Source organism: Pseudomonas palmensis, from assembly GCF_017848315.1.
In the GTDB taxonomy this organism is placed as follows: Bacteria; Pseudomonadota; Gammaproteobacteria; order Pseudomonadales; family Pseudomonadaceae; genus Aquipseudomonas; species Aquipseudomonas palmensis.
Genome location: NZ_JAFKEC010000021.1, coordinates 65337 through 79423 on the forward strand (window position 1 = coordinate 65337; position 14087 = coordinate 79423).

Sequence of the window (14087 nt, forward strand, 5' to 3'; positions counted from 1 at the left end):
AGCTGTTCTATCCGGAAGGCTTTCGTGGTGTATCGGCAGACAGGCGTTTTTATTGAATGGATATTTAAAGAATATTGATCCGGCTCAAGGTGCCTTAGCTGTTCGTGTTGTAGTTGAAAGGCTGCAAAGTCAAGCAACTTGTTTGCATTCTTTCATATATTTGTCATGTTAGTCAGCTAGTGACCTGGTGTTCACGCGGAGGCAGGTAGCGGGCGGGCAACGCCGCACATTGCCTCTGGTTCAGGTCGAACTCAGTGGCCACACGGCGGGCCGGTGCAGGCCCGGCGCAACGGCGCCGGGCCTGCTTCAGGCTAGCTCGCGATCAACTGGCGCAGCACGTAGTGCAGAATGCCGCCAGCCTTGAAGTACTCCACTTCGTTGAGCGTATCGATGCGGCACAGTACCTGGATCTGCTGCGTCGATGCGTCTTCGCGGGTGATGCGCAGGGTCAGCGTCATGCGTGGCTGCACCTGGGTCTGGCTGAGGCCGAGAATGTCGATGCGCTCATGGCCGGTCAGCCCCAGGGTCTTGCGCGTCTGGCCCTCGGCGAACTGCAGGGGCAGCACGCCCATGCCCACCAGGTTGGAGCGGTGGATACGCTCGAAGCTTTCGGCCAGTACCGCCTTGACCCCCAGCAGGTTGGTGCCCTTGGCGGCCCAGTCGCGGCTGGAACCGGTGCCGTATTCCTGCCCGGCGATCACCACCAGTGGTGTACCTTCGTCCTTGTAGCGCATGGCCGCGTCATAGATCGCCAGCTTCTCGGCACTGGGCACATGCACCGTGTTGCCGCCTTCCTCGCCACCGAGCATCTCGTTGCGGATGCGGATGTTGGCGAAGGTGCCGCGCATCATGACCTCATGGTTGCCGCGACGTGAGCCGTAGGAGTTGAAGTCCCGCGGCTCCACACCCTTGTCGCGCAGGTAGCGTCCGGCCGGGCTGTCGGCCTTGATGTTGCCGGCGGGCGAGATGTGGTCGGTGGTCACCGAATCGCCCAGCAGCGCGAGTATCCGGGCGCCGTGGATGTCTTCGATGACCGGCAGCGGGCCGGTGATGTCGTCGAAGAATGGCGGATGCTGGATATAGGTGGAGTCCTCCTGCCACACATAGGTCGCTGCCTGCGGCACCTCGATGGCCTGCCACTGTGCGTCGCCGGCAAATACCTCGGCATATTCCTTGTGGAACATCGCGGTATCGACCTTGGCCACGGCTTCGGCGATTTCCTGCTGGCTGGGCCAGATGTCGCGCAGGTACACCGGCTTGCCGTCCTTGCCCAGGCCCAGAGCCTCGCTGGACAGGTCGACGCGCACGCTGCCGGCCAGGGCGTAGGCCACCACCAGCGGCGGCGACGCCAACCAGTTGGTCTTGACCAGCGGGTGTACCCGGCCTTCGAAGTTGCGGTTGCCCGACAGTACCGAGGCGACGGTAAGGTCGGCCTGGGTGATGGCCTTTTCGATCGGCTCGGCCAGCGGGCCGGAGTTGCCGATGCAGGTGGTGCAGCCGTAGCCGACCAGGTCGAAGCCCAGGGCATCCAGATAAGGGGTCAGCCCGGCCGCCTTGTAGTAGTCGGTCACCACCTTGGAGCCGGGGGCCAGTGAGGTCTTGACCCAGGGCTTGCGCTGCAGGCCCTTTTCCACGGCCTTCTTGGCCACCAGCCCGGCAGCCATCATCACGCTGGGGTTGGAGGTGTTGGTGCAGGAGGTGATTGCGGCGATCACCACGGCACCGTCCTTGAGCAGGTGATTGGCACCTTCGTGCTCGTATTCGATTTCGCCGGCCTGGTCGGCATTGCCCACCGCGACGCCGCCGCCCCCTTCACTTTCCAGGCGCCCGACCTCCTTGGTCGACACCTTCAGTTGCAAGCCGATGAAGTTGTTGAATGCCTGGGCCACCTGGGACAGCGCCACACGGTCCTGCGGGCGCTTGGGCCCGGCCAGGCTGGCTTCGACTTCGTCCATGTCCAGTGCCAGGGTGTCGGTGAACACCGGCTCCTGGCCCGCCTCGCGCCACAGTCCCTGGGCCTTGCAGTAGGCCTCCACCAGTTGCACGGTGGCGGCGGGGCGACCGGACAGGCGCAGGTAGTCCAGGGTCACGTCGTCCACCGGGAAGAAACCGCACGTGGCGCCGTACTCCGGCGCCATGTTGGCAATGGTCGCGCGGTCGGCCAGGGGCAACTGGGCCAGGCCGTCGCCGTAGAACTCGACGAACTTGCCCACCACGCCCTTCTTGCGCAGCATCTGCGTCACCGTCAGCACCAGGTCGGTGGCGGTGATGCCTTCGCGCAGCTTGCCGGTCAGCTTGAACCCGATCACCTCGGGGATCAGCATCGACACCGGCTGGCCGAGCATGGCCGCCTCTGCCTCGATGCCGCCCACGCCCCAGCCCAGCACGCCCAGGCCGTTGATCATGGTGGTGTGCGAGTCGGTGCCGACCAGGGTGTCGGGGAAGGCATAGGTGCGTCCGTCTTCCTCGCGGGTCCACACGGTGCGGCCCAGGTACTCCAGGTTGACCTGGTGACAGATGCCAGTGCCCGGCGGCACTACGCTGAAGTTGTCGAAGGCGTTCTGGCCCCAGCGCAGGAACGCATAGCGTTCGCCGTTGCGCTGCATCTCGATGTCGACGTTCTCGCCGAAGGCCTGTGCGGTGGCGTAGCGATCGACCATCACCGAGTGGTCGATCACCAGGTCGACCGGGGAAAGCGGGTTGATGCGCTGCGGATCGCCGCCGGCCTTGGCCATGGCGGCGCGCATGGCGGCCAGGTCGACCACGGCGGGCACGCCGGTGAAGTCTTGCATCAGCACCCGTGCCGGGCGGTACTGGATCTCGCGGTCCGAGCGGCGCTGCTGCAGCCATTCGGCCAGGGCGTGCAGGTCCTGGCCGGTGACGGTCTTGCCGTCTTCCCAGCGCAGCAGGTTTTCCAGCAGCACCTTGAGCGACATCGGCAGGCGCTGCAGGTCGCCGAGGCTGCGGGCGGCCTCGGTCAGGCTGTAGTAATGGTATTCACGGTTCTCCACCGTCAGGGTCTTGAGGGTTTTCAGGCTGTCGAGCGAGGGCATCTGCCAACTCCTTCTGCGTCGGTGCCTGGCAATCATCCTTGCAGTCGCCAGTTCACCGCCTCTGTGACGGTCCGCACGGCACGGACCTGGCTAAGCGGTCAGGTTAGCCCTGTTTGGCGGACCTGACCATGTACTGGACCGGCGGGGCGTGTCGCCAGTTCCTAAACTGCTTTATCATTAGCCGATTTGCCGTGTGCAGGTGTTGCGCCCGGTCAGGGTTGGCGTGCAGGCCAGCCGTTCTGGAGTAGTTGATGAATACCCTGTTTATGCATTGCCGGCCCGGTTTCGAGGGTGAAGTGTGCGCCGAGATCGCCGAGCATGCCGCACGCCTGGGGGTTGCCGGTTATGCCAAGGGCAAGCCGCAGAGCGCCTGTGCCGAGTTCGTGTGCAACGACGCCGAGGGCGCCGAGCGCCTGATGCGCGAGCTGCGTTTCAAGCAGCTGATCTTTCCGCGCCAGTGGGCCCGCGGCAGCTTCGTCGAGTTGCCCGAAACCGACCGTATCAGCGTGCTGCTCGAGCACCTGGCCGCCTACCCGGTGTGTGGCAGCGTGTGGCTGGAGGTGATGGACACCAATGACGGCAAAGAGCTGTCGACCTTCTGCCGCAAGTTCGAGGCGCCGTTGTGCAAGGCCTTGAGCAAGGCTGGCCGGCTGGTTGACGACCCGGCCAGGCCGCGTCTGCTGCTGACCTTCGTCAGTGGTCGGCGCGTGTTCGTGGGGCTGGCCGCAGCGGACAACTCGGCGATGTGGCCGATGGGCATCCCGCGCCTGAAGTTTCCGCGCGAGGCGCCGAGCCGTTCGACCCTCAAGCTCGAGGAGGCCTGGCACCATTTCATCCCGCGTGAGCAGTGGGAGCAGCGCCTGTCGGGCGACATGACCGGGGTCGACCTGGGCGCCGCGCCGGGTGGCTGGACCTACCAGCTGGTCAAGCGCGGCATGCTGGTGACCGCGATCGACAACGGGCCGATGGCCGAGAGCCTGATGGATACCGGGCTGGTGCAGCACCTGATGGCCGACGGGTTTACCTACAAGCCCAGGCAGACCGTGGACTGGATGGTGTGCGACATTGTCGAGAAGCCGGCGCGCAGCGCAGCGCTGCTGGAAACCTGGCTGGGGGAAGGGCTGTGCCGCGAGGCAGTGGTCAACCTCAAGCTGCCGATGAAGCAGCGCTATGCCGAGGTGCGGCGGCTGCTCGAGCGTATCGAGGACGGATTCAAGGCGCGCAAGGTCAAGGTGTCGATCGGCTGCAAGCAGCTGTATCACGACCGTGAAGAGGTGACGTGCCACCTGCGTCGTCTGGATCTGAAACCGCGTTGAGGCCTTCGCCGGCAAGGCCTTCAATCAACACCGAACAACCGCTGACCCCGGAGTACCTGATGACCGACCTCACCCCCGACGCCACCCTGGATGCCACCGGCCTCAACTGCCCCGAGCCGGTCATGATGCTGCACCAGCACATCCGCGACCTGGCGCCCGGCGGCCTGCTCAAGGTGATTGCCACCGACCCCTCGACCCGCCGCGACATTCCCAAGTTCTGTGTGTTTCTGGACCATGAACTGGTGCAGCAGCAGGAAGATGCCGGCACCTACCTGTACTGGATCCGCAAGAAACTCGCCTAACCCCGGCGCTGCTGGCGGATGCGCTTGCGTGCGCTGCGCGCCAGGCGCACCGACAGCATCAGCGCCGCACAGGTCAGCCCCACGATAAGGCCTTCCCATAGCCCGCTGGGGCCGCTGGCCGGCCCGAAGTGGTCGGTAAGCCCCAGCAGGTAGCCCACCGGCAGGCCGATGCCCCAATAGGCGAACAGGGTCAGGATCATGGTCACGCGGGTGTCCTGATAGCCGCGCAGGGCGCCGGCCGCAGTCACCTGGATCGCGTCCGAGAACTGGAACAGCGCCGAATACACGATCAGCATCGAGGCGATCTGGATCACCGCCAGGTCCGTGGTGTAGATGCTGGCGATAGGCTCGCGCAGCAACAGCATCAGGCTGGCCGAAAAGCAGGCGTAGGCCAGCGCCGTACCCATGCCCACCCCGGCGGCAAAGCGCGCCTGGCGCGGGTCGCCGGCACCGATGGCCTGGCCGACCCGCACGGTTACCGCCATGCCCAGCGAATACGGGATCATGAACACCAGCGAACTCACGTTCAGGGCGATCTGGTGCCCGGCCACCACGGTGGAGCCCAGGCTGCCGATCAACAGGGCGATCACGCCGAAGATGCTCGATTCGGCGAACACCGCGATGCCGATCGGCAGGCCGACCGTGAGCAGGCGCTTGATCACCGACCATTGCGGCCAGTCGAAACGGGCGAACACCTGGGCCTGGCGATAGGCCGCTGCACGGCCGACCCACAGCGCCATGGCCAGGGCCATGAACCACATCACGATGCCGCTGGCCCAGCCGCAGCCTACGCCGCCCATGGCTGGCACGCCCAGGTGGCCGTAGATGAACACGTAGTTCAGCGGGATGTTCAGCATCAGCCCGCTCAGCCCGATCACCATGCTCGGCCGGGTGCGGCCCAGGCCGTCGCTGCTGCAGCGCAGCACGTAGTACAGCGCCACCGCCGGCAGGCCGAAGGCGATGCCTTGCAGGTAGCCCATGCACGGTGCGATGAGTTCCGGGTCGACCTTCATCAGGTGCAGTACCGGCTCGGCGCTGAGCAGCAGGCCGCAACCGCCCAGGCCGACCACGCCGGCCAGCCACAGGGCCTGGCGCACCAGCGGGCCGATCTCGGCATGCTGACCGGCACCGAAGCGCTGCGCCACCTTGGGCGTGGTGGCCAGCAGGATGCCGGTCATCAGCAAAAACACCGGTACCCAGATCGAGTTGCCCAGGGCAACCGCTGCCAGGTCGCGCGGGCCGACCCGGCCAGCCATCACGGCATCCACGAAGCCCATGGCGGTGGTGGCCAGCTGGGCGATGATGATCGGCGTGGCCAACTGCAGCAGGCTGCGTACTTCAGTGCCGACCCTGGCTGGGCGGGAGAGGCGGGTGGTAGCGGTGTTCGACTGTGTCACGGGGCGGATGTCCACAATAAAGGCGCGGAAAACCGCCTAGTCTACGCCTTGACGCATGGGTCAGGAAATACACCGGCGGGCTTTATCTCGGCTGGATCGAGCCGGGTGTATGGGCCTACACTGCGCTCCCTTACAGGAGAGCGCCATGCTGATTGTTGCCGACGAGAATATACCGCTGCTCGATGCCTTCTTCGCAGGCTTCGGCGAGATCCGCCGTTACCCGGGCCGCAGCATCGACCGCGCCTGCGTGCAGGACGCCGATGTATTGCTGGTGCGCTCGGTGACAAACGTCGACCAGGCCCTGCTCGAAGGCAGCCAGGTGCGCTTCGTCGGCACCTGCACCATCGGCACCGATCACCTGGCCCTGGACTACTTTGCCCAGGCCGGTATCCAGTGGTCCAGCGCGCCGGGCTGCAATGCGCGGGGCGTGGTGGATTATGTGCTGGGCAGCCTGCTGACCCTGGCCGAGCTGGATGGCGCAGACCTGGCGCGGCGCACCTACGGGGTGGTTGGCGCCGGTGAAGTCGGCGGGCGCCTGGTGGAGGTGCTGCGCGGGCTGGGCTGGACGGTGCGGGTATGCGATCCGCTGCGCCAGGCGCAGGAGGGGGGGGGCTACGTGAGCCTGGAGCAGGTGCTGGCCGAGTGCGATGTGATCAGCCTGCACACGCCCTTGACCAAGGGCGGCGAGCATTCGACCTGGCACCTGCTGGACGCCGAGCGCTTGGCGCAACTGCGCCCCGGCGCCTGGCTTATCAACGCCAGCCGCGGCCCGGTGGTCGACAATGCGGCATTGCGCAGCCTGCTGCAGGCGCGTGACGATGTGCAGGCGGTGCTGGATGTGTGGGAGGGCGAGCCGCAGGTCGATCAGGCGTTGGCCGACCTGTGCGTGATTGCCACCCCGCATATCGCCGGTTACAGCCTGGATGGCAAGCAGCGCGGTACGGCGCAGATCTACCAGGCGTTCTGCGCCTGGCGGGGCGAGGCCGAAACGGTGCGCCTGGCCGACCTGCTGCCGCGCCCATGGCTGGCGCAGCTCAGCCTGCAGGCCGAAACCGATCCGGCCTGGGCTCTGGCCACACTGTGCCGTGCGGTGTACGACCCGCGCCGCGACGATGCGGATTTTCGTCGCAGCCTTGACCGTGACCCGCAGGCCCAGCGCGCGGCCTTCGATGTGTTGCGCAAACAGTACCCGCCGCGGCGCGAGATCGAGGGGCTGATGGTGCGCATCGAGGGTGATGCGCCGCAGTTGCAGCAGATGGTCAAGGCGTTGGGTGGCCTGTTGGTGTGAGGTACTGCTTTCGCCGGCCGGCAACGGGTCTCCCTGCAGGCGCCGGCCTTGCCGGCGAAGCGGGCTTTACACCAGGCATAAAAAACCCGGCACCAGGGCCGGGTTGATTTGAATAGGGGTCAGGCTTTCTTGGCGAGCTCTACCCGGCTTTTCTCCAGGTCCTCGCAGGCTTTTCTGATCATGTCTTCGGTGATCTCGATTTCCCGACCCTGGGCATCGATGATCGACCCGCACGCCGGGTTCGGATAGCTTGGGCGTTGCGCTTGGGTATTGCTGTTTTGCAAGCTCATTTCCTGTCTCCTCATCAGGTTGCAAGCTCAGACTAGATCCGCGACATGACCGCACCATGACAGCCCTGTCACACCTCCAGTCCAACAGAAAGTCAGACAAATCTCCAGCGGCACTTTAGAACGAAACGCTCTAGTGAACTTGTTGCCTGGTCTTGTCAGTGATGCCCCACGCGCTGCAGAGTTCCTTGGCGCCTGACCGGTGGTCGGGTGTAGGCTGACCTGCATACTCCGGATAAACGAAGACCTTCATGCCCAGCCTTCTTTCTGCTCGCCAGCGCCAGGCCCTGCGCCTGGCCTGGCGTTTCATTCGCCCTTACCGCAAACAGGCCATGGCCGCACTGCTGGCGCTGGTGGTCACTGCAGGCATCACGCTGTCCATGGGCCAGGGCATTCGCCTGCTGGTGGACCAGGGTTTCATGACCCAGTCGCCACACCTGCTCAACCAGTCCATCGGCCTGTTCATGTTGCTGGTGCTGGCACTGGCGGTGGGTACCTTCAGTCGTTTCTACCTGGTGTCGTGGATCGGCGAGCGGTGCGTGGCGGATATACGCCAGCAGGTGTTCGACCACCTGGTTTACCTGCACCCGGGCTTTTTCGAAAGCAACCGCAGTTCGGAGATCCAGTCGCGCCTGACCACCGACACCACGCTGCTGCAATCGGTGATCGGCTCGTCGCTCTCGCTATTCCTGCGCAATGCCCTGATGGTGCTGGGCGGCATCGTGCTGCTGTTTGTCACCAACCCCAAGCTCACCAGTATCGTGGTGCTGGCCTTGCCGCTGGTGCTGGCGCCGATCCTGATCTTCGGCCGGCGGGTGCGCGGCCTGTCGCGCCAGAGTCAGGATCGCATCGCCGACGTGGGCAGCTACGTGGCCGAAACCCTCGGCCAGATCAAGACCGTGCAGGCCTACAACCACCAGGCCCGTGACCAGCAGCGTTTCGGCCTGACCGTGGAGGCTGCCTTTACCACCGCCCGCCAGCGAATCGTGCAGCGCGCCTGGCTGATCACCCTGGTGATCGTGCTGGTGCTCGGGGCGGTCGGTGTGATGCTGTGGGTCGGTGGCATGGACGTGATCGCCGGGCGTATTTCCGGCGGCGAGCTGGCGGCGTTCGTGTTCTACAGCCTGATCGTCGGCAGCGCCTTCGGCACCCTCAGCGAAGTGATCGGCGAGCTGCAACGGGCCGCAGGCGCAGCCGAGCGGATCGCCGAGCTGCTGGCGGCACGCAGCGAGATCCACGCCCCCGACGAAGGGCTGGAGCGCCTGCCTCCCAGGGTCAGTGGCCGCCTCGAACTGCAGGAGGTGCATTTTGCCTACCCCTCGCGGCCCACCCCGGCGGCTATCGACGGCCTGAGCCTGACGGTGGTGCCTGGCGAGACCCTGGCCCTGGTCGGGCCTTCGGGGGCGGGCAAGTCGACGCTGTTCGACCTGCTGCTGCGCTTCTACGACCCGCAGCAGGGGCAGATACTGCTCGACGGCCAGCCACTGACCCGGCTCGACCCGCAGGACCTGCGTCGGCATTTCGCACTGGTTGCGCAGAACCCGGCGCTGTTCTTCGGCACGGTCGAAGACAACATCCGCTACGGGCGTGCCGAGGCTACCAGTGCCGAGGTCGAGGCAGCGGCGCGCAGCGCGCATGCCCATGAATTCATCCTGCAGTTGCCCCAGGGCTACCAGACGCACCTGGGCGATGCCGGGCTTGGGCTTTCCGGTGGTCAGCGCCAGCGCCTGGCCATTGCCCGGGCGCTGCTGGTGGACGCGCCGATCCTGCTGCTGGACGAGGCCACCAGTGCCCTCGACGCACAAAGCGAGCACCTGATCCAGCAGGCCTTGCCAGCCCTCATGGCCGGGCGCACCACGCTGGTCATCGCCCATCGCCTGGCCACGGTGCAGCACGCCGACCGTATCGCCGTGATCGACCAGGGCCGGCTGGTCGCGGTGGGCACCCATCGCCAGCTGATTGCCGAGAACCCGCTGTATGCGCGGCTTGCCGCCTTGCAGTTCACCAGCGCATGAAGGAAATGTTACAGATTTTGTACGTCTGTAACATTTCTGTAGCAATCCCCTGAGAGTATCGGATCAGCTGTTGCGTAATGCTCAATGCAGTTTGCTGCCATCGCTCGATGGCAGCTTTTTTTTGCCCGGTGAACGAGGACAAGGACGTCTTTGACTGGTGCGGCAGGTGGCGCGCCAGCTTTCCTATCCTCTTGTTCCGAGACCCTTGCGATGTTCGTGCGTAAATCCCTGCGGCTGCAAATTCTCGCCCTGCTGGCTGGTAGCCTGCTGGCGATGTTGCTGATCGCCCTGGTGTGCTTTCAGTTCCTGTCGGCCAGCGTGCGTGGCTACGGCCAGCTGGTGGAGGGGCCGATACTGGCTTCGCAACTGATCGACGAAGCCAACCTGCAGTTCAAGGTGCAGGTGCAGGAATGGAAGAACGTATTGCTGCGCGGCAAGCAGCCGGTCGAGCGGGACAAGTACTGGCAGCAGTTTTCGGCGCGTGAACAGCAGGTGCAGGCGCTGCTGGCCCAGCTGGTGCGGGCCAACGCCGACGATGCGGGGCTCAGAGCGCGTCTGCAGGCGCTCAAGGACAGCCACGCGCAACTGGGTGCTGCCTATGCCCGCGGTCGCGATGCGTTCATCGCGGCAGGGGCCGACCCCGCTGTCGGGGACCAGGCAGTGAAGGGCGTGGACCGCGCGGCCAGCGAACAGATGAGCGAACTGGTCAGCCAGTTGCGTGCCGATGCCCAGGTGCAGGCGGCGGCCATCGATGCCCGCGCGCAGCGTACGGTGTGGCTGGGGCTGCTGGTGATGCTCGGCTCGGCGCTGCTGATTGCGCTGCTGAGCCTGTGGCTGGTTGATCGCAGCCTGATCGAGCCGATTCGACGCCTGATCGAATACGTGGCACACCTGAGCCAGGGCCGCTTCGATGCCCGCGTGGCCTGCGGGCGCCATGACGAGCTGGGGCGCCTGGCGGTGGCTGCCAATACCTTGCGCGATTTTCTGGCCGACACGGTAGGGCGCCTGCAGGACAACGCCCGGGAGCTGGAGTCCGCCAGCGGCGAGCTGCGCAGCCTGGCCGGCGGCATGGCGCGGGGCACCGAAGACCAGTTCCAGCGGACCGACCAGGTGGCCACGGCCATGCAGGAAATGTCCGCCACTGCCCAGGAGGTGGCCCGCCATGCAGCGGACGCGGCGCGCGCCGCGGATGATGCCGACCACAGTGCCCAGGCCGGCGAGCAGGTGATGCAGTCGACCATTGCCACCATCGACGCGGTCAACCGGGACATCGCCGGCACGGCGGCGGTGATTCGCCATCTGGAACAGGACAGCGCCCGTATCGGCAAGGTGCTGGAGGTGATCCGCGCTATCGCCGAGCAGACCAACCTGCTGGCGCTCAATGCTGCCATCGAGGCGGCCCGTGCCGGCCAGGCCGGTCGCGGGTTCGCGGTGGTGGCCGACGAGGTGCGCAACCTGGCCCAGCGCACGGCGGCGTCCACCGCCGAGATCAACCAGATCATCAGCGCCGTGCAGTCGGGCGCGCTGGAGGCGGTCAAGGCCATCGAGAACGGCCAGGCCCGCAGCGAGGAGGGGGCCGAACAGGTACAGCGTGCCGGTGCCATGTTGCAGCGCATCACCCAGGCGGTGGAGGCCATCCGCGACATGAACCGCCAGATCGCCACCGCCGCCGAGGAACAGACCAGCGTGGCCGAGGACATGTCCTGCAACCTGGTGGAGATCACCCGCATCGCCACCGCCAATCAGGGCGCGGTGCAGCGGACCGAGCAGGCCGGGCAGCACTTGCACGACCTGTCGGGTCGGTTGGGCGAGGTGACGGCGCGCCTGCGGGCCTGACCGGGGGAAATCCGCCACCTGCCGGCCTTTATGTCGGGCAATGTGGCGGATTGTCGCCAGCAAAACCATCAACGATGGGGTGCGACCACAGGTCCTAGCTATTAGCCGTTGGTCTTGTGCAAGTTGGCCCGCTTTCTGCTTAAGGCGACCCAGGCTTAAGCCTTGCGAAACATTCAGGGCTGCTACGGCAGCCATGGCGTCAGACCGTTCCCCGCACCCTCGATACCCCAGCCGCCAGCCAGCCTCGAAGGCCTGGACGCCATGCCTTGAGCCATGGCCTGCGCGCGCAGAACCACAAGAGACGGGCGTGCACTGCGGGCGTGATGGTCATTGCCAATCACTTCACTTCAATTGGATTGAACTATGAAAAAAATCCTGCTGACGCTCCTGTGCCTGAGCGTCATGGGTTGCTCCAAGCCCAGTGAACCGGAAAAGACCGTCGACGTGCTGCTGATCGGCGGCGGCATCATGAGTGCAAGCCTGGGGACCTACCTCAACGAGTTGGAGCCGGATTGGTCCATCGACGTGTACGAGCGCATGGACAAGGTGGCCGAGGAAAGCTCCAACGCCTGGAACAACGCCGGTACCGGCCACTCCGCGTTCTGCGAGCTGAACTACACCAGCGAAGCGGCTGACGGTTCGATGGACATCAGCAAGGCGGTGGGCGTCAACGAGCAGTTCGAGATCTCCAAGCAGTTCTGGGCCTACCAGGTCGAGCAGAAGGTGCTGAACAACCCGACCTCGTTCATCAACAACGTGCCGCACATGAGCTTTGTGTGGGGCGACAAGAACGTCGAGTTCCTCAAGAAGCGTCATGCGGCCCTGCAGCACAGTTCGCTGTTCCGTGGCATGGAGTACTCCGAAGACCACGCGCAGATACAGAAGTGGGTGCCGATCGTGATGGAAGGCCGTGCCGCCGACCAGAAGATTGCCGCAACGCGCATGCCGATAGGTACCGACGTGAACTTCGGCGAGATCACCCGCCAGCTGTTCGCTTCGCTGACCCAGCATGACAACGTCAAGCTGCACACCTCGCACGAAGTGCGCGACATCGTGCGCAACGCCGACAACACCTGGACCGTGGTGGTCGCCGACCTCGCCAACAAGGGCGTCGAAACCAGCGTCAAGGCCAAGTTCGTGTTCATCGGTGCCGGTGGTGGCGCGCTCAAGCTGCTGCAGAAGTCCGGCATCCCGGAAGCTGACGGCTATGCCGGCTTCCCGGTGGGCGGCCAGTTCCTGATGACCGACAACCAGGACATCGTCAAACGCCACAAGGCCAAGCTGTACGGCAAGGCGTCGGTCGGTGCGCCGCCGATGTCTGTACCGCACCTGGACACCCGTGTCATCGATGGCAAGGAAGTGCTGCTGTTCGGCCCGTTCGCGACCTTCTCCACCAAGTTCCTGAAAAACGGTTCGCTGCTGGACATGTTCTCGGCACTGACCACCCACAACATCATGCCGATGACCCATGCCGGTATCGACAACATCGACCTGAGCACCTACCTGATGGGCCAGTTGATGCTGAGCTTCGAAGACCGCATGCATGCCCTGCGCGAGTACTTCCCCAACGCCAGGAACGAAGACTGGAAACTGCTGCAGGCCGGCCAGCGCGTCCAGGTGATCAAGAAGGATCCCGAGCACGGTGGCATCCTGCAGTTCGGTACCGAGGTGGTGGCTTCGCAGGACGGCACCATCGCCGCGCTGCTGGGCGCCTCGCCAGGTGCCTCCACCGCCGCACCGATCATGCTGACCGTGCTGGAAAAGACCTTCAAGGACCGTATCAAGACCCCTGAATGGCAGGCCAAGCTGAAGCAGATCGTGCCGACCTATGGTCAGAAGCTCAACAACAACCTCGAGCTGACCAACAAGACCCGTGAGTGGAGCAGCTCGCGCCTGAACCTGCTGTTCGTGCCGGTGCTGCCGGACGAGACGGCGGTGGCCGCGCAGTAACGTCGGGTTGACGCTTCGCGGATCGAGCCCGCCCCCACCGGATGATTGACATCCTTGTGGGGGCGGGTTTGAGCCACAGCGGATGCAGTACAGCCAGAAACCACAAAGCCCGCAAAAGCGGGCTTTGTGGTTTTTGCCGATCTGGTCGGAGAGACAGGATTCGAACCTGCGGCCTTCTCGTCCCGAACGAGACGCGCTACCTGGCTGCGCTACACTCCGATGACAAAATTCTACTCAAAAAAAAACGCGACCGGCAAGCCCCGGCGAGGGGCCTGAAGCTTGCCGTCTGTACTGCCTTTTACAGCTCTTTCACGGTGCGGACCTGGTCCTTGTTGATCCGGGTGCTCTTGCCGTCGAGCTGCTCGATTTCATAGAAGCCCGAATCTTCATCGTACTTGGGGGTGTCGACCGCCTGGATCTCACGTCCGTCATTCAGCGTGATCACGGTAGGCGAAGCACACCCGGCGAGGGTGCCCAGGCCCAGGGCGAGCAGGAAAGCGGGGAGGGTCCGTTGAATCATATTCTTTCTCCATTGAGGGGGAAGTTGCGGGTCATGTCATTGAGACGCATCGCGTCCCAGCAAGTTCCTCGCAACTTGAGCATAGCGGCTGAACCGCGTCATTGATCGGGAACAATGCAATCG

The 14087-nt window shown here is 64.8% G+C and carries 10 protein-coding genes, 1 tRNA gene and 1 pseudogene; 7 read left to right on the top strand and 5 right to left on the bottom strand.

The window, feature by feature from the left end; genetic code table 11:
• Positions 1–311: 311 nt before the first annotated feature.
• Positions 312–3053: an aconitate hydratase AcnA gene (gene acnA, locus JZZ72_RS13540; RefSeq protein ID WP_100633159.1), complete on the bottom strand. Its 2742-nt coding sequence runs from the start codon at positions 3051–3053 to the stop codon at positions 312–314.
• A 251-nt stretch (positions 3054–3304) separates the two neighbouring features.
• Between acnA and rlmM the strand changes: the two genes are divergently transcribed.
• Positions 3305–4369, top strand: a complete 1065-nt coding sequence (gene rlmM / locus JZZ72_RS13545; protein ID WP_043864591.1) for a 23S rRNA (cytidine(2498)-2'-O)-methyltransferase RlmM — start codon at positions 3305–3307, stop codon at positions 4367–4369.
• 59 nt (positions 4370–4428) lie between these two features.
• On the top strand, positions 4429–4671 hold the full coding sequence (gene tusA, locus JZZ72_RS13550) for a sulfurtransferase TusA (protein WP_043864590.1): 243 nt from the start codon (positions 4429–4431) through the stop codon (positions 4669–4671).
• Here the strand turns inward: tusA and JZZ72_RS13555 are convergent.
• Positions 4668–6068 (bottom strand): MATE family efflux transporter, encoded by a 1401-nt coding sequence (locus tag JZZ72_RS13555; RefSeq protein ID WP_373874872.1) that lies wholly within the window; start codon positions 6066–6068, stop codon positions 4668–4670. The two genes, tusA and JZZ72_RS13555, sit on opposite strands and share 4 nt — an antisense overlap.
• A 145-nt stretch (positions 6069–6213) precedes the next feature.
• Between JZZ72_RS13555 and pdxB the strand changes: the two genes are divergently transcribed.
• Positions 6214–7356 carry a 4-phosphoerythronate dehydrogenase PdxB gene (gene pdxB, locus JZZ72_RS13560; RefSeq protein WP_210014561.1) on the top strand — a complete coding sequence of 381 codons (1143 nt, stop codon included), beginning with the start codon at positions 6214–6216 and terminating at the stop codon, positions 7354–7356.
• 119 nt (positions 7357–7475) lie between these two features.
• Here pdxB and JZZ72_RS13565 read toward each other — a convergent pair whose 3' ends face one another.
• Entirely contained in the window at positions 7476–7646 is a 171-nt protein-coding gene (locus tag JZZ72_RS13565; protein WP_210014562.1) for a PA1571 family protein, read from the bottom strand.
• Between the two features lie 248 nt (positions 7647–7894).
• On the opposite strand from JZZ72_RS13565, the gene JZZ72_RS13570 reads away from it, so the two are divergent.
• The 4 genes and pseudogenes from JZZ72_RS13570 (at position 7895) to mqo (ending at position 13444) form a co-directional block, all read left to right on the top strand.
• Complete coding sequence (locus JZZ72_RS13570; RefSeq protein WP_210014563.1) at positions 7895–9658, top strand: ABC transporter transmembrane domain-containing protein; 1764 nt, start codon at positions 7895–7897, stop codon at positions 9656–9658.
• 792 nt (positions 9659–10450) lie between these two features.
• Positions 10451–10564: pseudogene (locus tag JZZ72_RS28285) on the top strand (hypothetical protein); the annotation flags it as partial.
• 225 nt (positions 10565–10789) lie between these two features.
• On the top strand, positions 10790–11494 hold the full coding sequence (locus tag JZZ72_RS28290; RefSeq protein WP_373870438.1) for a methyl-accepting chemotaxis protein: 705 nt from the start codon (positions 10790–10792) through the stop codon (positions 11492–11494).
• 363 nt (positions 11495–11857) lie between these two features.
• Positions 11858–13444 (top strand): malate dehydrogenase (quinone), encoded by a 1587-nt coding sequence (mqo, locus tag JZZ72_RS13580; protein WP_054916197.1) that lies wholly within the window; start codon positions 11858–11860, stop codon positions 13442–13444.
• Between the two features lie 142 nt (positions 13445–13586).
• Here mqo and JZZ72_RS13585 read toward each other — a convergent pair.
• Positions 13587–13663 (bottom strand) — tRNA-Pro (locus JZZ72_RS13585).
• Between the two features lie 79 nt (positions 13664–13742).
• Positions 13743–13964, bottom strand: a complete 222-nt coding sequence (locus tag JZZ72_RS13590) for a YgdI/YgdR family lipoprotein (RefSeq protein WP_043864585.1) — start codon at positions 13962–13964, stop codon at positions 13743–13745.
• Positions 13965–14087: the final 123 nt, after the last annotated feature.

Coding starts and splice junctions, on each gene's coding strand:
- acnA (WP_100633159.1), bottom strand. CDS start 3,053: ATGCCCTCGCTCGACAGCCTGAAAACCCTCAAGACCCTGACGGTGGAG.
- rlmM (WP_043864591.1), top strand. CDS start 3,305: ATGAATACCCTGTTTATGCATTGCCGGCCCGGTTTCGAGGGTGAAGTG.
- tusA (WP_043864590.1), top strand. CDS start 4,429: ATGACCGACCTCACCCCCGACGCCACCCTGGATGCCACCGGCCTCAAC.
- pdxB (WP_210014561.1), top strand. CDS start 6,214: ATGCTGATTGTTGCCGACGAGAATATACCGCTGCTCGATGCCTTCTTC.
- JZZ72_RS13565 (WP_210014562.1), bottom strand. CDS start 7,646: ATGAGCTTGCAAAACAGCAATACCCAAGCGCAACGCCCAAGCTATCCG.
- JZZ72_RS13570 (WP_210014563.1), top strand. CDS start 7,895: ATGCCCAGCCTTCTTTCTGCTCGCCAGCGCCAGGCCCTGCGCCTGGCC.
- JZZ72_RS28290 (WP_373870438.1), top strand. CDS start 10,790: ATGTCCGCCACTGCCCAGGAGGTGGCCCGCCATGCAGCGGACGCGGCG.
- mqo (WP_054916197.1), top strand. CDS start 11,858: ATGAAAAAAATCCTGCTGACGCTCCTGTGCCTGAGCGTCATGGGTTGC.
- JZZ72_RS13590 (WP_043864585.1), bottom strand. CDS start 13,964: ATGATTCAACGGACCCTCCCCGCTTTCCTGCTCGCCCTGGGCCTGGGC.